Raw genomic sequence first — 22798 nt, 5'->3', positions numbered from 1 at the left:
AGTCGTCCCGCGGGCCTTCTTTTTTCCGGAAAAAGTCGACACCAGAAAAGCGACACGGAGCCTGGTGTCACAGCGCGTACTCAACCAGTAATAAGGAATATAAGAAATGTTGAAGCAACGGATGAGTCTGATCGCTCTGGGGATTTTGAGCGCATCGACGGCCATGGCAAACGACCAGGAGCAATCCAAGGGTTTTGTTGATGACAGCCACCTGAACATCGCAGCACGTAACGCCTACATCAGCCGTGACTACAAGAACGGCAAGCAAGACAAAGCCGAGTGGGGCCAGGGCTTTATCGGCAAGTTCGAGTCCGGTTTCACTCAAGGCACCGTGGGTGTGGGTGTGGACGTGATTGGCCAGTACGCTATCCGTCTGGACGGTGGTAAAGGTCGCGCCGGCGCGGGCGGTATCGACTTCTTCAAGCAGGGCAATGGCACCACCAACCCTGATGGCTCGAACAACCCTGGCTCGGCACCTCACGACCTGGCCAAGGGCGGCGCTGCCGTGAAGTTCCGCGTTTCCAACACCGTACTCAAGTACGGTGACCAGTTCCCGGCCGTGCCTGTGCTGCAGTACGACAACTCCCGTCTGTTGTCGGAAACCTACACCGGTACTTCGATCGTTTCCAAAGAGATCGAAGGTCTGCAACTGGATGCGGGCCACTTCACCAAAGAAGCGCGCAAGAGCATGGAAGGTACCGACAGCGGTAACCTGAAAAGCATCAATTACCTCGGTGGTAGCTACAAATTCACCGAAAGCCTGTCGGCTGCGCTGTACGCCTCCGATATGGAAGACGTGCTGAAGAAGCAATACGTCAACGTCAACTACGTGCTGGCCCTGCCAGAGAAACAGTCGCTGACTTTTGACTTCAACGGCTACAAAACCAAGCTGGACCGCAGCTTCGCCGAACAACGCGGCAATGGCGACGCACGCGACAACAAAATCTGGAGCCTGGGCGCCACTTGGGCTGTCGGCGCACACAGCTTCACCCTGGCCCACCAGCGCAGCACCGGTGACACCGGTTACCTGTACGGCGGCTACCGCGACGACACGGCGGACACCGGTATCGGCGACGGCGGCAACACCATCCTGCTGGCCAACTCCTACTGGTCCGACTTCAACGGCAAGGACGAGCGCTCCTGGCAGGCAGGCTATGGCCTGGACTTCAGCACCTTCGGCGTACCTGGCCTGACCTACAACGTTGCCTACGTGCGCGGCACCAACATTGACGACGGTTCCAACCGCGGCAATGGCACCGAGCGTGAAATCTTCAACCAGTTCAAATACGTGGTTCAGAGCGGCCCGGCCAAAGACCTGAGCCTGCGTGCACGTGCGTCCTGGTTGCGCGTTTCCAGCAATGCCGACCGGTATAACGTAGGCGGTAACGAAATCCGTCTGTTCGCCGACTACCCAATCAACGTGTTCTGATTGATTGCGCGTAGCGCCTGATTCAAGGCGATAAAAACCCCGACTGGTTCGGGGTTTTTTTATGCCTGCGCCTCCTCGTCGCGCAGGTGCAGAATCTTGCGGGCGAGGGAGGCGTTTATGGACTCGTGCATCAGCGTCAGGCCCTCGTAAGGCTCAATCTTTTTGTTGTCGATACACAGCTGCGCCATTTGCAGCAGCACCTGGCGTTTCTTCTTGTTGACCCGTGCATCGGGCACCCCGAATGCGGTTTTACGCCGCTCGGGCAAAGGCGTTTCCGGCGTCAATTCTACTGTCACCCAAATACCCTGTATCGATTGCAGCGAGACCTGGGCGATATGCTCGATCGGCAACGGCTGCGTGAGATTGGCGAACACAAAATGCTCCGGCGTAAGGCGCAAGGCGATCTGCGGGGCGCGCTTGAAGCGGCGCACGCCCAGCCAAACAAAAATCAGCGCGATCCCACCCACGGCCGCCCCGGCGCCCAGCGCCGATAATGGTGTGCCTTTCAGGCGCTCCGGGGCGAGCCAGGGCCGGGACATGATCCAAAGCCCCAGCAGCACGAAGGGAATCGCCAGCACCACCATCGACACCCCGCGCCACTTGCCGCCTTCATGCAGCGCACGTTCGCCTTCCGTCGAGGCGACCATGTTTTCCAGCAGTTGGGTGCGTGCCGTGTCTTCGGCGACTGCCACCTCGATAAGGTCGCGGGACAGCTGCTTACGCAGCGTGTGCGGCGCGCTGAAATAGCCGTCGAGTTGCTCGTTCGCGGAGCCAGGGTCGACGGCGCGAGTGGCGCTGTGCAGTGCATCGTCCAGCGGCACGCGCAGCGCCTGCAAGCGTTCGCCATTCGATGGGTGCGAGTCGGTCGGGTGAGGCTGATGAATCTCCAGCGCCTGCGGCGGCAGTTGCAGCGAATGGGCTTGCAGCGCGGCGAGGGCGTCGCCGGGCAAATCGTCAGTGGCCGTTTCACAGAGCACCAGCAGCGCGTCATCGATAGGCGGCTGCAGCACCGATACCCGCAGCAGCGCCGACGCCGCCGCGGCATTGCCGGCCAGGCGAGCACCGGCGGCGTCCGCCAGTAACTCGCGCTCGCGGCTCCAATGGTTCACCGCATGATCAAAGCGTTGCATGAAAAACACGCCGAACATGAAGGATGGCCGCATCAGCCAACCCTGGATCAGGTCACTGGCGAGCAGGGTGTGCAGTAACGCTTCCAGGCTGCGGTTGACCCCATCGTAGATCGGCAAAAAGCGCAGGCTGGAAAGGTTACAGCCCTACCGTGACGTGGAATGCAACCGGTGGTTATTATCAAGCTGAAATGAAGGGCGATGATCCGTTTATGGGCGCTTTGTTAAGTAAAGCGGGCGTGTCCGTGGGGTTCGCCTTTGGTAACGCGGTTAAGGGCCCCTTGGATAAACTGCTTAACCCGGTGTCGAAGCAGTATGAGTGGGTACCGACGGGGATGTGGACGATTACCAAGCCCGCCCCGCAAAGTCCCGTTCCCTCCATATTCGGTAATTTGGGCGATTCTGCATCGTCAGGGGCGTTCAACGGTGGCGCTGATTTCTACTTGAAGAAAAGAGACGGCAATGAGAAAAAATGAACCCTGGTGGGTCGCTGTTTATCTTCCTTGTGCCTGTGCGTTGGCCCTTGTGCTTATGTGTGCGTTCTTTCACATTGCCGGGTATTGGTTAAGTGGTGGTGATGACATTGTCGCGCTGTTAAAAGCATTTCTGCCGTTCTATCTGCAAATGGCAGGGGCAGGCTTTGTCATGGGTCTTGTTCTGTGGTTTTTTAATGTTCGTTGATTCCTTGATCCAGGGGGCTGAGGGTTCCCCGGCCCCCTGAACCGGCCTTATTGAGCTGGTCTGTCATGTCCCGGAGACTGTTGCTCCCTGACCCTTTAATAACCATGAGCGATCGAGCTATGCCGACTACTTGCTGAAAGGTGAGCCGTATTCCCCGCAGATGCTCTGGGTTCTGAACTGAGCGGTAGTTGAAGTCGCGGATGACGCCCTCTATCAGGAGGTGAGCTTTTAGTACGGTGGACTGTTCATCCAGCTTATGCGAGAAATGCTTATCGAAAAGGTCCCCATGCGTTTGCATCAGGCGAGCTATTTCAGGGGGGCGGTGGGAGTCGTTGACATAGAAGCAGCCCTCAAATTGGAGCTAAGCGCCCACGGAGGTCGCCTAGATAAGCGGCTTGTTACGTGTCTTGTTACGTTTCGCACAAAAAACAAAGGCCTGCATCGCTGCAAGCCTTTGTTTTTAAATGGTGCGGCACCAGGAGTCGAAAATTCTCACAACTAATTGATTTTTAAGTATTTTACTTCTATAGGCGCGTACTTCTATCTCTAAAACTATCCTCAGGCGCCCCCTCTGATGATTAACGAGTCAAGGAAAGCTAAAACAAGAACTTAGGGAATTACACTGCCTCGAGGTTTCGATATCGCAGACCCTCATAGTCGGATGATGGAGGGCACGACCCTACCGCTTAGGGTAAGCGACAGCACATGACCTCGTGTAAAAGGCAAAGCTCGATACTCTTTCAATTTGAGCTGACTGCTATAAATGCGTGGGAAGCGGCCATGGCGGAAAATGGCCGGAAGCTGAAAACAGTGCTAAAGAAATTTTAGCAAAAAAGCCCGGCAAGCGATTGAGCTTACCGGGCTTTCTATCTACATCAGTGAGGCTTGGATGGTGCGCTGTCGTCCGTCAGGTCGAGCGTACCTTGCTCACCGGCTCCTTCTGGTTGCTTCGCCTTCCGAACTTCATCTACCTCAAAGCAGAACGCGGTTTTACCAACCTCGTGTGCGAAAAGGCGTTTGCCGTTGCGGAGGGTAATGAAGGGTCTGCAAATCAAAGTCATACGGATTCTCCAAGAGAACCCGGAAGTACTTGCGACACTGCAAATGCCGCTAGTCAAGCAGGTGTTGTAAAGAGATCGATATGTACGTAGAATCTCTTCCCGAGTATGGAAACCTGACCTCCGGGTTTGTTTTCTAATTGTGCTTTGGAGTTCTGCAAAAACATCCATTGCACGGTTCAAATCGCCTGCCAATGCTGCAAACATTGGTGGGCTTTTTTTGTCGATAAAAAAGCTATCGGCAATTATAATTATCCTGTCATATCATCTTGCCGTCAACCCTTCTCCTCTAATTTTCCCTTCGTTTTCAGGCCGTTGGCTCAGAAGTTGAGATTTTTTCACTCAGACGTCAAAAATTGGCTGCGCTGGGTCGCTTCGCAAGCTCACATAGTCAGCCTGCCATCTGATCAGGTTTAGCGACTGACCATAGGTCAGCGCCTCATCGGATATCACGTTGATTTCTGTCAGCTCGATCCATTCCCAAGCCTGATTCGCGCCTGTTCTGCAGCGGCTCAGAAAAAGTTCGTCGATGGCCTTTGCTGCAGCCAAGGCTGCTTCTTCCGCAGTCTCAGGATCTTCGTCGGTTTTGTAGAGAACCAAGATCGCGAGCTCGTAAAGATCGTCCGATCCTTCTCGGGTTCTCTCCGTCCCCTGATCAACGTCAAAGAACACTGCTGGAATGTGGTTCCCGGACTCTTTAAAAAGCCTGGCAAGTCGATCGGCAACCTTTGTATCTCGCAGCCTGCGGTCAAACTCGTCCGGGAACGATGATCGGCGATATCTTGCTGCTAGCCAGCGCTGGAAGATGCTTCGTTCCTGGCCGTTCATCAAGGCAGCCCGAGTCGGCTCGTAGGACACAAATGCCTTGGACGGATCCTTATGCTCCTTCTGAACCCTAACCCGCTTGCTTGCATCGAATTCGCAAAGTAAGTGCTCGTCCGTGCCAGTCAGTTCGATATGTAGGCGCCTCGCGGTTTTGCAGTGCGTATAGTTCCCATCAAGTTTGTCCGTCAGGACCTTCCCTAAAATGAGCTCCACCTCCGGTTCGCCGTATGCTAGCTGCGCAAGGTCGCAATCATGCGTGGCGACGGCTGCGATGATTTTTTCCTGGTCATCGCCGTCGATGGTGATGCCGAGCTGGGCGAGTGTTTCGCTATCGACAATATAACCTTGTCGCCACGGTGTTGATCGACTCCAGCTCACCATCAACTGCTACCTCATGCTCTGTCTTGCAAATGGGGTGAGCCGATCGACGCGAGATCTACGGCGGCCCGATTTCGAGTTTTCAGTCTCGAGTCCATTGCTGCACGTTGTGCGCCTTCCTTTTGAGCCATAGCGATGAGTTTCCCAGCTGCCTCTACACCCGACATGCCTCCGGCAACAGCTTCAAATAGAGATTTGCCGCCTGGGAGCTTCCGCTTGGCGTTCACTTGTCCTGCTAGCGGATGGGCCACGATACGATCGGCCGCTGCGGCCAGTTCGTAGAGCAGGGCTTGGTTGCCCTCTGAGATGTGCTCACCGGCTTGCCAGTTATAAATCGCCTGCCTCGAAACTCCGAAGATCAATGCCAATTCGGTCACCGCTGGTTTCAAGGTGTTGCGTACGTAAGACATAGCTTCTGCGGTTGTCCGTGGGGCAGTTGTTTGCTCATGCTTGGCGATGCCTTGAGCCGATTCTTTGTATTCCTTGCTAGCCCGGTTCTCGCGAGGTTGGGGTTGTGGTGACAAGGTTCCAAGGCATAGTGCAAAGGCAACAGTCAGGCCGTAGCCCCAAGCCAGTGCTGCGCTGCCTGCCGTGCGCTTGACCTTCTCTCGTTCGGATTCGAGATGCCGGCTTGCTGCATTAAATGATCGGTTTGCCATTCCCGGGTTTGGAGATGGCGCGTACATTGTGCTCATAGGTTAACTCCATGCTTTCCGTGCGTAGTCCGTCACAGTCGCGTTGAAGAACAGCTCAACGAGGTCGTGAAGGTGTTGAAACCTATCTTTGATTTCGGTCGAGTCGTACTTTCGGCGCTCGGAAAAACTGGCGTCGACGTCAACGGTTGCGTGCTGACCATTGAGTCCTCTGAAGCGCTCGCCAACTTTGAGCGGATCTGGCAGCAGGTCTGGTGGAAAGCGCAGTTCGCTGTTCTGGGCAACCACCCGCGAGACCACCTGCCCTATGCTTGGGATGGTGGCCGACGACTCGGCAAAAGAATGATTGTAAGTCAGTGGTTGCCCTTCGAACTGGTACATCTGGTTGAGATCGAGCGAGGCTGGTGTTCCCCACACCTCTCGAGCAAGGTACTGCTGTAAGGTTTCCCCTTCAGCAGGTACTACAGCATCGAGGTACCTCAGGCCTAAGCGCTCAAAATAAGCGAGACCGTCGACCGCTTCCTCCAGAATGCTCAAACCCCGTTCCAATTCAGCATAGAACTTCGGAAAGGTCTCGTATTCAGTGCAGCGAAACGAAAGCGCACTCGGCTCCATCAGAAAGCCTTGAGTACCTTCGAGGTTGGAGAACGTATAGCTTTCGATCTGCTGTACGCCCGGCTGGAAAGGCTGCGTGTCATCCCCGCCTGTAATAGCACCAAAAGAGAATTGCATCTGCTGAGCGCTTTTGAAATCAGGGTAACCAGCCTTGCGCATCCGCTCCTGAATAGCCGGAAGGTAAGCCTTCAGTGACAGCAGTGTGTTGTGACGCACCTGGCCGATGGTGAAGTAGACTGGGGCGTTTGCGTATTTCTTTCCCATTTCGATTACTCAGCTTGACACTTTGATTGACAGTTTACAGCTAGGTTTACACTCTAGCAAGCGGATGAGTGTCCGCTGTGTCTAGAGCTCGACATCAGCGCTCATCAAGGGGAGCTGACTGATGCCTACGCAAAAAGCCACTAGTCAAGGTCAGTTGCTTTTGGGTTGATTGCTATCGGTATCAGGTGCCACTTAGAGATTGAAAGTCCATGACGTCTGTCGGCGCTGAGCGAGCAGTCGGACGGTAAGCAGGTAATAGTAACGAGTCGCTTCACTACGCCCAGCTAGCCGATGGTCCATAAACCAAATTAGGTGTTTTCTCTGCCAGCTCCATGGCGTCTCTCGCCGCCATCGCGCTGCGATCTCGGCGCTAATAATCCTGGCTTGCCGCAAATGCCGCTGCTGCGTTGCATGCGATCCAGTCAGCACGCCACCTAGGAACATCTCCATATCAAACGCCTTACTCATGTCCGTCCTCCAATATAGGCAGCGGCAACGTCGATCCGACTGTGCCCCAGTTCTTTGCTGATCTGCATGCGAGCCTCACAGTCAAGACGCCGATCCACGGCATAGCACTGACCACCATTAACCGGCGCTTGGTGCTGGGTAATTTGCTCATAGCGCTCACAAGCAAACGCCGCCCGTAGCTCGTGAAAGCCTTTGAGGTTGTGCTTATGGAGAAGGTCCCGCGCGGGACGGACGATTTCCCGTTGGAAATCGAGGTATCTTTCATTCGGCGCAAGCAGGTTGTGGCTGCCGCGGGGTGAGACCTGTTCGGCGAATCTCAAAGCTTCGTGAATATGATCATCCACTCTGATCCAGCGAGGTGCCGAGGCACCTGAGCGCCCCCTTTGGTGCCATCCTGGATGTTGATCTTGCCGTAGTGTTCGGACTCACGTTTTAAGCGCGGTAAGTCGGCCAAAATGGCCTCGCGCAGGCGCATTCCGGTGGCCCGCGCTAACTGAGCGATGGCCGCGGCACGAGAGTGCTGTTCGCTGAGCGTCTCGACGATTCGCATCAGGTGTTCGCGATCCTGGCCTTGTGGAGCTGTCGTGCGGATGGTGGTGCGCTGCATTCCCAGCGCTTTGCTCGGACTCGGCACTTTCACGTACTGATCACCGCGAAGCGCCGCCATGGTTCGGTTGACGCTGGACAATCGATTTTGTGCGGTGGCGATGGAGAGGTCGCCGCGATCGACCAAGTGACGCAGATGCGCCACGTAATCCGCCAAGATCTGACGATCTACCTGTCGTGCATCGTTGAGTCCTGGTCCATCGTCTGAGCGGCACCAGCGCACGAATGCCTGCCAACGATCACAGTGCGCTTTAACGGTCCCGTAGTGCCCGCCACCGAACATGTCTCTCAGCGCTTGCGGCCCGGCATAGCTCAGTTGCCGGCCATAGCCAAAATTGCGCCCATCTCGTCTGCCCACCAGCGCCATGATCAAACTCCTCTCGAAGCCAAAACTTTTAAAACTTTCCCCACGTCATCCCGCCAAGAATGTTGAGTGTTATCAGGGATCAAGGCCCCTGCGACCTGTGAGGGTTGTCCATTAACGCGGGACTGGCGGCTCCTTACGACCGGGAGCGTGGGCATCTCATGATCTGGCCTCCTGAACACTTCCGAAGAAGTGGGCGGGTGGAGGCTGTGCTGGCTGACGAAACCAACGCCGCGAGATCCTGAGTCGAGTGAAGGCAGTGATGTGATGACCGGGGCATGCCTGACTGTCAGTCAGGTTCAGTCCATTCCCTGGGCTGCGACACCATCATCTGCATCGCTGTTGCTGGTGACTTCGGTGTTTGTCACGCCGATTGTCACGAGGGGGAATGCCGCAAAGCCTTGTACGAGTTGGGCTGCAGCAGCGGTAGGAGCGCCCGTCTCTTTCCGGGAGAAAGAGACGGGCGCAGGTTGGCGCAAGGAAATGGCCAAGCGGATAGGTTGCTGCAGGGCAGCTATGAAAGGGGTGAGTTGCCGCAGTGGGCACTCTGATAGAAGTAGGCATCCATCACATCGCTGTGACTGTGCGAGCCACCGGACGCTAATCGCACTTTGGGAGAACCACCACCGTGTGGCGTAGCCTTGAAGGTTCTGGCTACCTGGGTTGCTGTCGACGACAGCGCTTTGCTCGATCTTTTCTACGCCTGTGGATAATTTGGGTCAAGGCCCCAATTTTCGGGAGTTCTGCGGCTGTGGATGAAATTATCCACCGGTGGAAATCCGTGGTTTTCCACAGACAGTTGCGTGGGCTTTAGATTTTTAAGTGAGGTCCATCCAAACAGGGCGGCTTTGCAGCCCTGTTTGGATGGACCCGCGTGGCAGAGCAGATTGCGAGAGCCTTACGGATGTACGCTTACTTTACTGCGGCACTTTAAAAGCCAAAGTAGTGTTAGCACCGTCGGCCAAAATAACGTGTTGAGAACGTCGTGAGCGCTTGCCTGCCAGCGCCAGTACCCGAAGCTTCCAATATCGTCTCGCCGATCTACCCACTCGCCTGCACACGCAATGATGAAAACAACCAGCCAGCCAAGGTATGGCCTGAATCGTCGGGTGCCAACGATCAACGTCAAATAGACCGCCATGCCCAAATAGATATGCAGCGCGTCTTTTGACAGTCCGGTTGCCGACACAATGGCGAGCTTGATGCTTTGTGCGGTTGAGATATCCATATCAACTCCTCCTCTCTGCGCCAATGCCAGGCTTCGCCTTTATGCGAGTAACGTTATCTCCAATCTGGTTGGCGAATTCGTGTGGAGTGACATGCTCCTGTCGGTTGGCCTCCAGGTACCGACTCCACCAGTTCATGATCAGCCTGCGTTCCTCAATGAATTCGGCCTTGTGGATGTAAGCGGCGCGGACATTGTTGCGTTCCTTGTGGCTCATCTGCCGTTCAATGGCTGTCTCGGACCACAATCCTGACTCGATCAGTGCGCTGCAGGCCATCGAACGAAACCCATGTCCGCAGATATCGGTTTTGGTGTCGTATCCCATCGTCCGTAGCGCGTTGTTCACGGTGTTTTCAGACATGGGTTTCCAGGGCTTGGCATCGCCTGCAAACACCAGGTCGAATTTACCGGTGAGTGCGTGGATCTGTTCAAGCAAGGCCACTGCTTGCGGCGATAAGGGTACTAAATGGATATCCCCTGCCATCTTCGTACCCCTTGTGGAAAAGGCTACTCCCTCCAACGCGGGTCGAGTGTCCGGGATTTCCCAGACGCCGCGCTTAAGGTCGAACTCGCTCCATCGGGCGAAGCGCAGCTCGCTGGACCGTACAAACACATGGAGCGACAGCATCACCGTCAGACGGGTAAGTGCCCGGCCTTTATAGGTGTCGATCCGCTCTTGCAGTTCCGGCAGTCGCGATAAGGGTAGAGCGGGGCGATGTACCACCCGCGGGGCTTTGATCAAGCCTTCGAGGTCGTAAGCAGGGTTTGCGGTGATAAGCCGGAGTCGCTTTGCCTCGCGCATGATGCTCTGCAGGTAGTTTTGTACCCTTAAAGCAACGTCTATCGTTCCGCGCTTCTTGATCGCTTCCAAGGGCTGCATAAGGTCATGGGTGTCGAGATCAACAATGGCGCGTGCGCCGATCAGCGGGAATACGTGGGTTTTTAGGCGGCTCATCACTGTCTTGGAATGGCCTGGTGCCCACTTGGCCGACATTTCTGTGTGCCAGTCCAGCGCAACGCTTTCAAAGGTTCTGCCTTTGATCACGGCTTCCGCCTTGGCTTGGTGCTTGGTCTCTATGGGATCAATGCCATCCGCCAGCATTCGCTTGATCTCCAAGCGCTTGCGGCGCGCATCGGCGAGGCCAATGACGGGGTAGTTGCCGAACGAGGTCAGTCCTTCCCGTCCGTCAGGTTTGACGTAACGGAGCCGCCAGCCTTTGCGGCCATTGGGTTGGACTAGGAGGTAGAGGCCGTCGCCGTCGAAAAGCTTGTAGGCGCGGTCGGTGGGCTTGGCTGAGCGGCAAGCCGAATCAGAGAGTGGAGCAGTGGTGCGCGACATAAGGGTACTCCCTTTTATCGAAGTGACCTGTATCCCAAACTCTACCCTTAAAACGGTTGGAATCCACCAGTTTCTGACGGAAACCGATGGAACGCCAAAACGAAAAAACCCGCCAGAAGGCGGGTTTTTCGGGGGTTCTAGAGATTTTGAAAGCCTTCTCTGGAACCTTGTATGGTGCCGGCACCAGGAGTCGAACCCGGGACCTACTGATTACAAGTCAGTTGCTCTACCAACTGAGCTATACCGGCGTGTTAGGGCGACGATTATAGCGATTGGTAAGCTTCTGTAAACCCCTGAATTCTGACTATTTTTGCAGACACCACGCTTTTCTCGCGTGCGTCACTTTTTCGGGCTGGCGAGGGTAGGATTTATCCTGGGTTGCAGGGCCGCCTACTGGACGCAATCGTGAATCCATCCAACTCAAAAGCAAGCGCTCCCGCCAGGGTCGGCGCCTGGAATGGCTTGCGCGGTTAAGCCAGTACTTCTGTAGTCCGGGGTGGCCGTTTTGGAAGCGCTTTGCACTCCAACGGGAGCAAGCTCCCTCGCCATGGGGGCGGGATGTCCTTTAAAAGCCTTGATGCCCCTTTGCGCATTCAACACGCCATCGCCCGGCCGGCCATCTTCCAGGCTGACGGCGATCAATGTGCTCCGGTCCAGGGTCGGTATCTTCGGTTTGTGTCTGGCGGCTCGGGTTTTGCTTCGTTCTTTATAGATGCCGCGCCTGTATACCCAGCGATCCACCGGCCGTGGCTTTGCAGGCGACCGTCGGGCGGGTTTGGCCTTGAATCCAGCGAGGGTTTGCGTATTCTGTCGCGCGATATGAACTGTAAGTTTAATCGCAAAATCGTGTAGGCAAATTTCCGAGACAGTTCGGTGCAATCGAATATTTGTTGGTGAGTGTGTCAGTTTTGTGCCGGTTTTGACCGGTCGGCCAACAAAACTTTAGGCAAATTGATGCAAGTGTATGTTCTTACAGAGAATGCGTTTTTCGCCAATAAATAGTCATAAAAATGGCGCATTGCCGTTCGTCGGATAGATTGCGGCTTAAATCATCAAAATACTGACACCATCATTGTGATATCACAGAATGCCCCAGCCAACACATAACTAGAAAAATACAAGGTCAGCTTATTGCTGACCTTTTTATCGCCTTTAAAGCGCAAATCAGGTGGGGAGGGGCAGTGAGTGAGTCGAGCAGATGACATTTCAAAACTATTCAACAAGCTGGGTGCCAACCCGAACGGCTATCGCGAAATCGACTTTGTTTATGAGTTCATCGAAGACATCGAAGACGAAGTAGAGGTGCTGGAAAGCCCGGTGGTCGTTGCTCGTCCGTCTGTGATGGATGAGGCCCCATCGGCGCCGCTGCTGCGTTTGCTGGAAGAGCTGAACCACGGCGAAGCCGACCACCTGCAGCCGCCCGAAGTGGTGGAAGGGCGTGACGGTGTCATGTACTCGGAGCAATCGAGCCCTAAAGTCGTGGTGGTGGTCTCGGTCAAAGGCGGCGTCGGCCGTAGCACCCTGGCCGCCGCGATTGCCAGTGGCTTGCAGCGACAGGGTCGCCCGGCACTCGCCCTTGACCTGGACCCGCAAAACGCCCTGCGCCATCACCTGTGCCTGGGCCTGAATATGCCGGGCCTCGGGGCCACCAGCCTGCTTAATGAGGGGTGGGAAGCCTTGCCGGAGCGCGGTTTTGCCGGTTGCCGCGTGGTTGCGTTCGGTAGCACCGACCACGCGCAGCAGCAGAGTCTGAATCGCTGGCTGGGCGAAGAGGCCGAGTGGCTGAGCAAACGGTTGGCCAGCCTTAAATTGAACGGCCAGGACACCGTGATCATCGACGTCCCGGCCGGCAACACCGTGTACCTCAGCCAAGCCATGTCGGTCGCCGACGCGGTGCTGGTGGTGGTGCAGTCGGATGTGGCTTCGTTCAGCACCCTGGACCAGATGGACAGCCTGCTTGCCCCGTATCTGCAGGGCAAAAAACCGCCACAACGCTTCTATGTGATCAACCAGCTGGACGCCGCGCACCGTTTCAGCCTCGACATGGCCGAAGTGTTCAAGACGCGCCTCGGTGGCGCCCTGCTGGGCAGGGTGCACCGCGACCCGGCCTTCAGCGAAGCCCAGGCCTACGGGCGTGATCCCCTTGACCCTACCGTCAACAGTATCGGCAGCCAGGACGTCCACGCCTTGTGCCGCGCCTTGCTCGAACGCATCGACTCGGAACTTCCATGACCGACAATACGTCCTCCACGCCCTTCGTCGAAGGGCGCGCTGAACAGCGCCTAAATGGCGCCATCGCGCGCTTCAATCGCTGGCCGTCGGTGCTGCGCACGCTGCTGGTGGTGGGCAGTTGTTTGCTCGGTGGCTTGCTGCTGCTGGCCATTATCTGCGCGCCGCTGGACCTCTTCACCCAATGCCTGTTTGCCGCCATCTGCTTCGCGGCGGTGCTGGTGCTGCGCAAGATCCCCGGGCGCCTGGCGATCCTTGCGCTGGTGGTGCTGTCGCTGGTGGCGTCGTTGCGCTACATGTTCTGGCGGCTCACCTCCACCCTGGGTTTTGAAACCTGGGTCGACATGTTCTTCGGCTATGGCTTGGTCGCCGCCGAGTTCTATGCCCTGGTCGTGCTGATCTTCGGCTACGTGCAAACCGCCTGGCCGCTGCGTCGCACGCCGGTATGGCTCAAGACTGAGCCGGAAGAATGGCCGACGGTGGACGTGTTCATCCCCACCTATAACGAAGCGCTGAGCATCGTGAAGCTGACCATCTTCGCCGCCCAGGCGATGGACTGGCCCAAGGACAAGCTGCGCGTGCACGTACTCGACGACGGCCGCCGTGACGATTTCCGCGACTTCTGTCGCAAGATCGGCGTGAACTACATTCGCCGTGACAATAATTTCCACGCCAAGGCCGGTAACCTCAACGAAGCGTTGAAGGTCACCGACGGCGAATACGTCGCGCTGTTCGATGCCGACCACGTGCCGACGCGCTCTTTCTTGCAGGTGAGCCTGGGCTGGTTCCTCAAGGACCAGAAGCTGGCGATGCTGCAAACGCCGCACTTCTTCTTCTCGCCGGACCCGTTCGAGAAGAACCTCGACACCTTCCGCGCCGTGCCCAACGAGGGCGAACTGTTCTACGGCCTGGTGCAAGACGGCAACGACTTGTGGAACGCTACGTTCTTCTGCGGCTCGTGTGCGGTGATTCGCCGTAAGCCGCTGCTGGAAATCGGCGGCGTGGCTGTCGAGACCGTCACAGAGGACGCCCATACCGCGCTCAAGCTCAACCGCCTGGGTTACAACACCGCTTACCTGGCTATCCCGCAAGCCGCCGGCCTGGCCACGGAAAGCCTGTCGCGCCACATCAACCAGCGCATTCGCTGGGCGCGCGGCATGGCGCAGATTTTCCGCACCGACAACCCGCTGCTGGGCAAGGGGCTGAAGTGGGGCCAGCGCATCTGCTACGCCAACGCCATGTTGCACTTCTTTTATGGTTTGCCGCGCCTGGTGTTCCTCACCGCGCCGCTGGCTTACCTGGTGTTCGGCGCAGAGATTTTCCATGCGTCGGCGCTGATGATCGTTGCCTACGTGCTGCCGCACCTGGTGCATTCCAGCCTGACCAACTCGCGGATCCAGGGGCGCTTCCGGCACTCGTTCTGGAACGAGGTGTACGAGACGGTACTGGCCTGGTACATCCTGCCGCCGGTGCTGGTGGCGCTGATCAATCCTAAGGCCGGTGGTTTCAACGTCACCGACAAGGGCGGCATCATCGACAAGCAGTTCTTCGACTGGAAGCTGGCGCGCCCGTATCTGGTGTTGTTGCTGGTGAACCTGGTCGGTATCGGTTTCGGCGTGCACCAGTTGATCTGGGGCGATGCGTCCACCGCTGTGACGGTGGCGATCAACCTCACCTGGACCCTTTATAACCTGATCATCACCAGCGCAGCCGTGGCCGTGGCGTCCGAGACGCGCCAGGTGCGTTCCGAGCCGCGAGTGAGTGCGAAACTGCCGGTCAGCGTGATCTGCGCCGACGGCCAGGTACTCGCCGGTATCACCCAGGATTTCTCGCAGAACGGCTTTGGCCTGATTCTGGATGAAGGGCACTCCATCCGCCAAGGCGAACGGGTCCAGTTGGTGCTGTCGCGTAACGGCCAGGACAGTCTGTTCCAGGCGCGGGTTGCGTTCAGCAAGGGCTCGCAGATCGGCGCGCAGTTTGAATCGCTGTCGCTGCGCGAACAAAGCGAGCTGGTGCGCCTGACCTTTTCCCGAGCCGACACCTGGGCCGCCAGTTGGGGGGCCGGCCAGCCCGACACGCCGCTGGCGGCCCTGCGTGAAGTCGGTGGCATTGGCATTGGCGGCTTGTTCACCCTATGCCGCGCCACACTGCATGAATTGCGAATGGCCTTGCGCCGCACTCCCTCACAACCGCTCGACACGTTGATGGACAAGCCATGACTTCCACACCTTTTTTTGCGCGCGCCCACTCGCGTGCGGCACTCACGTTGCTGATTGCCTCGCTGCTGGGCTTGAGCCCGCTGCTGCAGGCCGCCGACAAACCGTCCGCCGCGCCGGTCGCCAATGACGGCTACAGCTTGACCCTCAAGCAATTGGGCCGTCGCGACACCATGAACCTGCAAGGCGTGGAGTCGTCCGACAGCGTCAACTTCGATATCCGTGCCGACCAGGTAGTGACCGGCGCGCAAGTGCTGCTCAACTACAGTTACTCGCCGGCGTTGCTGGCAGACGTGTCGCAGATCAACGTGCTGGTCAACGATGAAGTGGCGGCCAGCATCCCGCTGACCAAAGAGGGCGCGGGCACGGCGCAACAGACCCTGGTGCAGATCCCGCCGCACCTGATCACCGAATTCAACCGCCTGCGCGTGCAGTTCATTGGTCACTACACCATGTCCTGCGAAGACCCGCTGCACAGCAGTCTGTGGGCCAAAATCAGCAACAGCAGCGAGCTGAAATTGCAGGTGTCGCAGATCCAGTTGAAGGACGACTTGTCGGTACTGCCGCTGCCGTTCTTCGACAAACGTGATGCGCGCCAGGTCAACCTGCCGTTCGTGTTTGCCTCGGCCCCGGATAACGCCACGCTGGAAGCGGCGGCCACCTTGTCGTCTTGGTTTGGCGCGTTGGCCAGCTACCGGGGTGCGACGTTCCCCGCCACCTACGGCACGATCCCGGCCAAGGGCAACGCCATCGTGTTGGTGTTGAGCCCGAGCGCGGTCGACGTCAACGGCGTAAAAGTGGCGCAAGCCAGCGGGCCGACGATCAACCTGATCACTAACCCCAACGACCCGCAGGGCAAGCTGCTGATCGTATCGGGTCGCGACGGTGCCGAACTCAAGCGCGCCGCCACGGCCGTTGCGCTGGGTAATCCAGTACTGGCCGGCAGCAGCGTGGTGATCGACAAGCTCGAAAGCCTCGCCCCGCGCCGTCCATACGACGCGCCGAACTGGGTGCCAAGTGATCGCCCGGTACGCCTGGGTGAACTGGTCGACCTGAAAAAACTCAGTGTCGCAGGCTACAACCCTGGCGCCATCAGCGTCGACTTCCGCCTGCCGCCCGACCTGTTCAACTGGCGTGAAGAAGGCGTGCCGCTGAATCTCAAATACCGCTACACACCGCAACAGGTGTCGACTAATTCGTCGCTGCTGGTTGGCCTGGATGACCAGTTCATGAAGTCCATGCCGCTGCCGTCGATCACCAGCCTGGCGGACGGGAAAACCCTGCTGAGCATGATGCAGAAAGACAACACGCTGCCGCGTGAAGCCAAGGTGCTGCTGCCGATCAGCTCGGCGTCGCCGATGTCCAAGCTGCAACTGCGCTTCATGTACGACTACATCAAGGAAGGCGAATGCCGCGACATTATTGTCGATAACATGCGCGGCACCATCGACCCGGATTCGAGCCTGGACATCACCGGCTACCAGCACTTCATTGCCATGCCTAACCTGGGCGTGTTCAACGATGCCGGCTTCCCGTTCACGCGCCTGGCAGACCTTTCCGAGTCGGCGGTGGTGTTGCCGGATACCTTTGGCACCGATGAGCTGAGCGCTTACCTCACCATCCTCGGCCGCTTCGGCGAGTCCACCGGCTACCCGGCCACCGCCGTCAAAGTGGTGCAGGCCAAAGACGTACAGAGCGTTGCCGACAAAGACCTGCTGGTGATCGCCACCGGCGCCGACCAGCCGCTGTTCAAGCAATGGCAGCAGTACCTGCCGGCCAATGTCGACGGGCCGCAACAGCACTTCAAATTGTCTGACCTGCCGCGCTACGTGAGCACCTGGATCAGCCCCGATGCCGAGGCCAACAAGCACGCTGCCAACGCAGCGATCAGCTTCAGCGGCTTGAGCACCAGCACCTGGTTTGCCGGTTTCGAGTCGCCGCTCAAGGCCGGGCGCAGCGTGGTGCTGATCTCCAGCAGCAAGCCTGAAGGCTTGCAGGCCGCGACGGCGGTGTTGATCGGCGGTGACCAATACAAAGAGACCATTCAAGGCAGCCTCGCTGTGGTGCAGGGCACACAAGTCAGTTCGCTGGTGGCTGACCAGCAGTACTACGTCGGCAAGCTGGGGCTGTTCAAGCAGGTGCAGTGGCAGCTGTCGCAGAACCTGGGCTGGATGCTGCTGTTCACTTTCCTCGGCCTGGCGATCGTGACCTGCCTGATTTACCTGTCCCTGCGTGCACGTGCAAAACGGCGGCTGGCATGATGCGCAAAGCCGGTTGGGTTGCGTTGGGCGCCGCGCTCTTCGCCAGTGCAGCCCAGGCGCAAACGTGCGACGCGCAGTGGCCGCTTTGGCAGAACTACGCGACGCGCTTTGTGCAGGATGACGGGCGGGTGTTGAACTCGTCCCTGAACCCCAGCGAAAGCAATTCCGAAGGGCAGTCGTACGCCATGTTCTTTGCCCTGGTGGGCAACGACCGCGCACGCTTCGAGAAACTCTGGGCATGGACCAGGGCCAATATGGCGGGCGGCGATATCAGCCGCACGCTGCCGGCCTGGTTGTGGGGTAAGAACAAGGACGGCGAGTGGGGCGTGATCGACGCCAACTCCGCCAGCGATGCTGACCTGTGGATCGCCTACGCGCTGCTTGAAGCGGCGCGGGTGTGGAATGTGCCGCAGTATCGCGCCGATGCGCAGTTGATGTTGGCCAATGTCGAAAAGACCTTGATCGTGCGTGTGCCAGGCCTGGGCAAGATGCTGCTGCCAGGGCCGGTGGGCTACAGCTACCCGGAAGGTTTGTGGCGCTTCAACCCTAGTTATCAGGTACTGGCGCAACTGCGACGTTTCCACAAGGAACGTCCCAATGGCGGCTGGAACGATGTGGCCGAGAGCAACGCCAAAATGCTCGCCGACCCCAAGGGCAGCCCCCACGGTATCGCCGCCAACTGGGTGGGCTACCGCGCCACCAGCGCGAATGCGGGCATGTTTGTGGTCGACCCGTATTCCGATGACCTGGGCAGCTACGACGCCATTCGCACCTACCTGTGGGCCGGCATGACCGCCAAGGGCGACCCGCTGGCGGCACCGATGCTCAAGGCGTTGGGCGGCTTTTCGCGTGCGACGGCGGCGTCTCCCAGTGGCTTGCCACCGGAGAAGATCCACGTGCTCAGCGGTGTTGCCGAAAAGAACAACGGCTTTTCGCCGCTGGGGTTCTCGGCTTCCGCGCTGGTGTTCTTCCAGGCGCGTGGCGAAACCGCGCTGATGCAACTGCAAAAAAACAAGCTCGATGAGGTGCTGGGCAAGGCCCTCGCCGCATCGGCGCCCGACAGCGCGCAGCCGGTGTATTACGACTACATGCTCAGCCTGTTCAGCCAAGGCTTTACCGATCAAAAGTACCGCTTCGAACAGGATGGTACGGTCAAATTATTCTGGGAGGCCGCATGCGCCGCCACACGCTAGCCCTCGCGATCTTGGCCACCCTGGCGTCCAGCGCCAGCTTCGCCGCGCCTATCGACCCACAAGCCGTGCTGATTGAGCAGGGTTACTACTGGCAGTCCAAGAAAAACCCGGAACGCGCCCTGGAAACCTGGCAGAAATTGCTCGGCCTGAGCCCTGAGCAACCGGATGCGTTGTACGGTATCGGCCTGATCCAGGTGCAACAGCAGCACCCGGAGGAGGCGCAAAAATACCTGGCCCGCTTGCGTGCGATCTCGCCATTGCCACGCCAGGCGTTGCAGCTCGAACAAGACATTGCGGTGAACACGCCGACTAACGCCAAGTTGCTGGAGCAGGCCCGTGAGTTGGGCGAGCCGGTAGAAGAGCGCGAACAGGCTGTGGCGCTGTACCGCCAGATTTTCCAGGGGCGCCAGCCGCAGGGCTTGATTGCCCGCGAGTATTACAACGCCCTGGCGTTTACGCCCAAAGGCACGGCCGAGGGCATCGCCGGCCTGCAACGCGTAACGCGTGAGCGGCCGGATGATTCGATCGCCGCGCTGTTCCTTGCCCGACACCTGGCGCGCAACCCGAGCACCCGTGTCGAGGGTATCCGCGCCATGGCGCGCCTGGCCCCCAACAACGAAGTTGGCGGCGCCGCCGACGAAGGCTGGCGCTTTGCGCTGGTATGGCTCGGTGCACCTAACCGTGAGCAAGTGCCATTGTTCCAGGAGTTCCTGGCCAAGCACCCGGACGACAGCGAAATCCGGGCGTTGATGAACAAGGGTATCTCCCAGGGTAAAGGTGATGGCGGCTGGCAGCGCGATCCGAAGCTGGTCAAGGCCTTCAAGGCGCTTGACGACGGCGACCTGAAAACCGCCGAGCCGCTGCTGGCGGCGCGTTTGGCAGAAAAGCCCAACGACGTCGACGCCCTCGGCGGCATGGGCGTATTGCGTCAACAGCAGCAGCGCTTCAGCGACGCCGAAGGCTACCTGGTCCAGGCCACGCGCCTGCCCGGTGGCGCCGCTTGGCAAAAGGCCCTGAATGACGTGCGTTACTGGAGCCTGCTGAGCCAGGCCCGGGATGCGCAGACGGCCGGCCGTTCGAGCCAGGCGCGTGACCTGGCGGCTCAGGCCGAGCGCCTGAACCCTGGCCGGTCTGACGCCACCGTGGCGCTGGCCGGTTTTCAGGCCCAGGACAATCAATTCGACGCTTCTGAAGCCAGCTACCGCAAAGTGCTGGCGCGCAACCCTGGCGACCCGGACGCCTTGAATGGTCTGATCGGAGTGCTGTCGCAGTCCGGTCGGCCGGACGAAGCCTTGACACTGATCGACTCGCTGTCACCGGCCGATCGCAGCCAATTTTCTTCGAACGTGAAGATCAAGGCCCTGCGCGCGACCCAGATGGGCAAGCTGGCGGATCAGCGCGGTGATTTGAAAGGCGCGCAAGCGGCTTACCAACAAGCCATCGACGCCGACCCGGAAAACCCCTGGACGCGATTCGCCCTGGCACGTGTTTACCTGCGCGACGGGCAGATTCGCAACGCCCGGGCCTTGATCGACGGCCTGCTCAAAAGCCAACCCAATCAGCCGGACGCGCTGTACACCAGCACGTTGCTGTCGGTGGAGCTGGACGAGTGGAAAGCCGCGGATGCCACGCTGTCGCGCATTCCTGCCGGCCAACGCACCGCGGACATGAATGAGTTGGCGAGCGATATCGCGCTGCACAAGCAGACCGAAATCGCGATTGAAAGCGCCCGCCGTGGTCAGCGTCCCGAGGCCTTGGCACTGTTGGGTCGCAGCGCGACGCTGGCGGGTAAAAAGCCTGAGCGCCTGGCGGTGCTGGCGTCTGCGTATGTGGACGTGGGCGCGCCGGAAGAGGGCCTGCAGATCATGCAGGGCGTGCTGGAAAAAACGCCGAACCCCACGCCCGACCAGAAGCTGCTCTACGCCGGCGTGCTGCTCAAGGCCAACCACTACACCGAGGCCGGTGACATCCTGCGCGACATGCAGGGCCAGCCACTGAGTGACGCCGGGCGCCAGCGCTACGAAGACCTGATCTTCCAGTACCGGGTCAAGCAAGCCGATGCGCTGCGTGAGAAAAACGACTTGGTGGCGGCTTACGACATGCTCTCGCCGGCCCTGGTGCAACGCCCCCACGACACCTCGGCCATTGCGGTACTGGCGCGCATGTATGCCGACGGCGGCGACGGCAAGAAAGCCATGGCGCTCTACGAGCCGCTCGTGCTGCAAAACCCCAACAGCGCACGCCTGCAACTGGGCCTGGCCGGTATCGCCTTGAAGGGCGGCAACCGTAGCCTGGCAGAGTCGGCTACCGACAAGGCGCTGAGGCTGGACCCGACCAATGCCGAGACCCTGACCGCCGCCGGGCAGATCTATCAGGGGCTGGGCCGTAATGCCGAAGCAGCCGAATTGCTGCGTCGCGCACTGGCTATTGAAAACACCCAGCGCACCCAGGCGCGCTCGGCCTTGGCCGACGCCCAGGGCGTGGCTTACAACCCGTTTGTCGGCCTGCCGGGCCAACGGCGCCAGATCACCGACTTGGCCGTCGATCGCGGTGCGGTTCCACCGCCCATAGATGCGCCAGCCAATGTGATGCCGGCGCCGGTTTCGGCCTCCGGGAATACCGTGGCAGCTGCTGGCTTTGCACCCTCGAACAAGCTGAGCGACCCGTTTGTGCCGCCAACGCGCATTGCCGCGCTGGACAACCCGACCTTGAGCCCGGCGCGCCGTGCCCTCGATGGGCTGCTGCGTGATCGCAGTGGCTACCTGGTGCAAGGGTTGAGCGTGCGCAGTAACAATGGTGAAAGCGGTTTGAGCCGAATCACCGACGTCGAGACGCCATTTGAAGCGCGCATGCCGGTGGGTGATTACAACGTGGCGTTGCGTGCGACACCGGTGAGTTTGAGTTCCGGGACGGTCAAGGCTATTTCGGCTGCGCGTTTTGGTGCTGGTGCCGGCACGGATGGTTCCCAGAGAGAAAACGGCGTCGGTTTGGCGGTTGCTGTGGAAGATCCGGCGCAGGGCGTCAAGGCCGATATCGGCGTCAGCCCTTTGGGCTTTACCTATAGCACTGTGGTCGGTGGCGTGAGTGTGAATCGCCCGTTCACCGAAGGCGGCAACCTGCGCTATGGCGTGAATGTCTCGCGGCGCCCGGTCACCGATAGCGTGACCTCGTTTGCCGGCTCTGAAACCACAACCTCCGCTGGAGACCGCAAGAAGTGGGGCGGCGTCACTGCCAACGGCGGGCGCGGCGAGCTGAGCTACGATAACCAGGAAGTGGGCGCCTACGGCTACGCGTCGTTGCACCAGTTGCTCGGCAACAACGTTGAAGACAACACCCGTATGGAGTTGGGCAGCGGCGTCTACTGGTACCTGCGTAATACGCCGACCGACACCCTCACCTTGGGCGTCAGCGGCATGGCCATGGGCTTCAAGGACAACCAGGGTTTCTACACCTATGGCAATGGCGGCTACTTCAGCCCGCAACGTTTCTTCTCCCTGGCCGTGCCGGTTCGCTGGGCACAGAGCTTCGACCGCTTCAGCTACGAGTTGAAAAGTTCGGTGGGCGTGCAGCATATCGCGCAAGATGGCGCCGATTACTTTCCTACGGACAGCACGCTTCAAGGCAATGCGGCCACCAAAAAATACGACAGCAGCAGCAAGACCGGCATCGGCTACAGCCTCAACGCAGCCGCCGAATACCGTCTTACTTCACGCTTTTATCTGGGTGGCGAAGTCGGTGTCGACAACGCCCAGGATTATCGCCAGTACGTCGGCAACGCCTACTTGCGCTACCTGTTTGAAGACCTGAGCGGGCCAATGCCTTTGCCGGTCAGCCCCTACCGTTCCCCCTATTCGAATTGATTGATAG

General features: G+C 58.8%; 15 protein-coding genes, 1 tRNA gene and 1 pseudogene. 8 read left to right on the top strand and 9 right to left on the bottom strand.

What is annotated here, in order from left to right; translation table 11 throughout:
* Window positions 1-106 precede the first annotated feature (106 nt).
* Entirely contained in the window at window positions 107-1429 is a 1323-nt protein-coding gene (locus tag LRS56_25045; protein WDU62006.1) for an OprD family porin, read from the top strand.
* A gap of 59 nt (window positions 1430-1488) precedes the next feature.
* Here LRS56_25045 and LRS56_25040 read toward each other — a convergent pair whose 3' ends face one another.
* On the bottom strand, window positions 1489-2676 hold the full coding sequence (locus LRS56_25040) for a M48 family metalloprotease (GenBank protein ID WDU62005.1): 1188 nt from the start codon (window positions 2674-2676) through the stop codon (window positions 1489-1491).
* A 32-nt stretch (window positions 2677-2708) separates the two neighbouring features.
* On the opposite strand from LRS56_25040, the gene LRS56_25035 reads away from it, so the two are divergent.
* Window positions 2709-3032, top strand: coding sequence for an adenylate cyclase (locus tag LRS56_25035; protein ID WDU62004.1), 324 nt, complete (start codon window positions 2709-2711; stop codon window positions 3030-3032).
* A complete protein-coding gene (locus tag LRS56_25030) occupies window positions 3019-3237 on the top strand; it encodes a hypothetical protein (GenBank protein ID WDU62003.1) in 219 nt (72 codons plus the stop codon). The genes LRS56_25035 and LRS56_25030 overlap by 14 nt, the downstream gene beginning before the upstream one ends.
* A 1400-nt stretch (window positions 3238-4637) precedes the next feature.
* Here LRS56_25030 and LRS56_25025 read toward each other — a convergent pair.
* From LRS56_25025 to LRS56_24990, 8 genes and pseudogenes are all read right to left on the bottom strand, one after another.
* The gene (locus tag LRS56_25025) at window positions 4638-5501 is read right to left on the bottom strand and encodes a hypothetical protein (protein ID WDU62002.1); all 864 of its coding nucleotides are present in this window, start codon (window positions 5499-5501) and stop codon (window positions 4638-4640) included.
* A gap of 11 nt (window positions 5502-5512) precedes the next feature.
* On the bottom strand, window positions 5513-6193 hold the full coding sequence (locus LRS56_25020) for a Cro/Cl family transcriptional regulator (protein ID WDU62001.1): 681 nt from the start codon (window positions 6191-6193) through the stop codon (window positions 5513-5515).
* Between the two features lie 3 nt (window positions 6194-6196).
* Window positions 6197-7030, bottom strand: coding sequence for a TIGR04255 family protein (locus tag LRS56_25015; protein ID WDU62000.1), 834 nt, complete (start codon window positions 7028-7030; stop codon window positions 6197-6199).
* A gap of 192 nt (window positions 7031-7222) precedes the next feature.
* Window positions 7223-7498 (bottom strand): hypothetical protein, encoded by a 276-nt coding sequence (locus LRS56_25010; protein ID WDU61999.1) that lies wholly within the window; start codon window positions 7496-7498, stop codon window positions 7223-7225.
* Window positions 7495-8471, bottom strand: a pseudogene (locus tag LRS56_25005) (integrase domain-containing protein). Before LRS56_25005 ends, LRS56_25010 begins: the two are co-directional and overlap by 4 nt.
* An 895-nt stretch (window positions 8472-9366) precedes the next feature.
* A complete protein-coding gene (locus LRS56_25000) occupies window positions 9367-9696 on the bottom strand; it encodes a hypothetical protein (GenBank protein WDU61998.1) in 330 nt (109 codons plus the stop codon).
* A gap of 1 nt (window position 9697) precedes the next feature.
* A complete protein-coding gene (locus LRS56_24995; protein ID WDU61997.1) occupies window positions 9698-11032 on the bottom strand; it encodes an integrase arm-type DNA-binding domain-containing protein in 1335 nt (444 codons plus the stop codon).
* A 172-nt stretch (window positions 11033-11204) separates the two neighbouring features.
* Window positions 11205-11280 (bottom strand) — tRNA-Thr (locus LRS56_24990).
* Between the two features lie 937 nt (window positions 11281-12217).
* On the opposite strand from LRS56_24990, the gene bcsQ reads away from it, so the two are divergent.
* Genes bcsQ through LRS56_24965 form a run of 5 tightly spaced genes read left to right on the top strand, consistent with a single transcriptional unit; the run spans window position 12218 to window position 22791 of the window.
* Window positions 12218-13264 (top strand): cellulose biosynthesis protein BcsQ, encoded by a 1047-nt coding sequence (bcsQ, locus tag LRS56_24985; GenBank protein WDU61996.1) that lies wholly within the window; start codon window positions 12218-12220, stop codon window positions 13262-13264.
* A complete protein-coding gene (bcsA, locus tag LRS56_24980) occupies window positions 13261-15480 on the top strand; it encodes a UDP-forming cellulose synthase catalytic subunit (protein ID WDU61995.1) in 2220 nt (739 codons plus the stop codon). The genes bcsQ and bcsA overlap by 4 nt, the downstream gene beginning before the upstream one ends.
* Entirely contained in the window at window positions 15477-17738 is a 2262-nt protein-coding gene (bcsB, locus tag LRS56_24975) for a cellulose biosynthesis cyclic di-GMP-binding regulatory protein BcsB (GenBank protein WDU61994.1), read from the top strand. Before bcsA ends, bcsB begins: the two co-directional genes overlap by 4 nt.
* Window positions 17735-18931, top strand: a complete 1197-nt coding sequence (bcsZ, locus tag LRS56_24970; protein WDU61993.1) for a cellulose synthase complex periplasmic endoglucanase BcsZ — start codon at window positions 17735-17737, stop codon at window positions 18929-18931. The genes bcsB and bcsZ overlap by 4 nt, the downstream gene beginning before the upstream one ends.
* Entirely contained in the window at window positions 18913-22791 is a 3879-nt protein-coding gene (locus LRS56_24965; GenBank protein ID WDU61992.1) for a cellulose synthase subunit BcsC-related outer membrane protein, read from the top strand. Before bcsZ ends, LRS56_24965 begins: the two co-directional genes overlap by 19 nt.
* Window positions 22792-22798: the final 7 nt, after the last annotated feature.

The sequence above is a fragment of the Pseudomonas poae genome (genome assembly GCA_028869255.1).
Lineage (GTDB): Bacteria > Pseudomonadota > Gammaproteobacteria > Pseudomonadales > Pseudomonadaceae > Aquipseudomonas > Aquipseudomonas poae_C.
Note: the sequence above shows the minus strand (reverse complement) of the source record. Positions and strands in the feature narration are given on the sequence as shown.

Coding starts and splice junctions, on each gene's coding strand:
- LRS56_25045 (WDU62006.1), top strand. CDS start 107: ATGTTGAAGCAACGGATGAGTCTGATCGCTCTGGGGATTTTGAGCGCA.
- LRS56_25030 (WDU62003.1), top strand. CDS start 3,019: ATGAGAAAAAATGAACCCTGGTGGGTCGCTGTTTATCTTCCTTGTGCC.
- LRS56_25025 (WDU62002.1), bottom strand. CDS start 5,501: ATGGTGAGCTGGAGTCGATCAACACCGTGGCGACAAGGTTATATTGTC.
- LRS56_25020 (WDU62001.1), bottom strand. CDS start 6,193: ATGAGCACAATGTACGCGCCATCTCCAAACCCGGGAATGGCAAACCGA.
- LRS56_25015 (WDU62000.1), bottom strand. CDS start 7,030: ATGGGAAAGAAATACGCAAACGCCCCAGTCTACTTCACCATCGGCCAG.
- LRS56_25010 (WDU61999.1), bottom strand. CDS start 7,498: ATGAGTAAGGCGTTTGATATGGAGATGTTCCTAGGTGGCGTGCTGACT.
- LRS56_25000 (WDU61998.1), bottom strand. CDS start 9,696: ATGGATATCTCAACCGCACAAAGCATCAAGCTCGCCATTGTGTCGGCA.
- LRS56_24995 (WDU61997.1), bottom strand. CDS start 11,032: ATGTCGCGCACCACTGCTCCACTCTCTGATTCGGCTTGCCGCTCAGCC.
- bcsA (WDU61995.1), top strand. CDS start 13,261: ATGACCGACAATACGTCCTCCACGCCCTTCGTCGAAGGGCGCGCTGAA.
- bcsB (WDU61994.1), top strand. CDS start 15,477: ATGACTTCCACACCTTTTTTTGCGCGCGCCCACTCGCGTGCGGCACTC.
- bcsZ (WDU61993.1), top strand. CDS start 17,735: ATGATGCGCAAAGCCGGTTGGGTTGCGTTGGGCGCCGCGCTCTTCGCC.
- LRS56_24965 (WDU61992.1), top strand. CDS start 18,913: ATGCGCCGCCACACGCTAGCCCTCGCGATCTTGGCCACCCTGGCGTCC.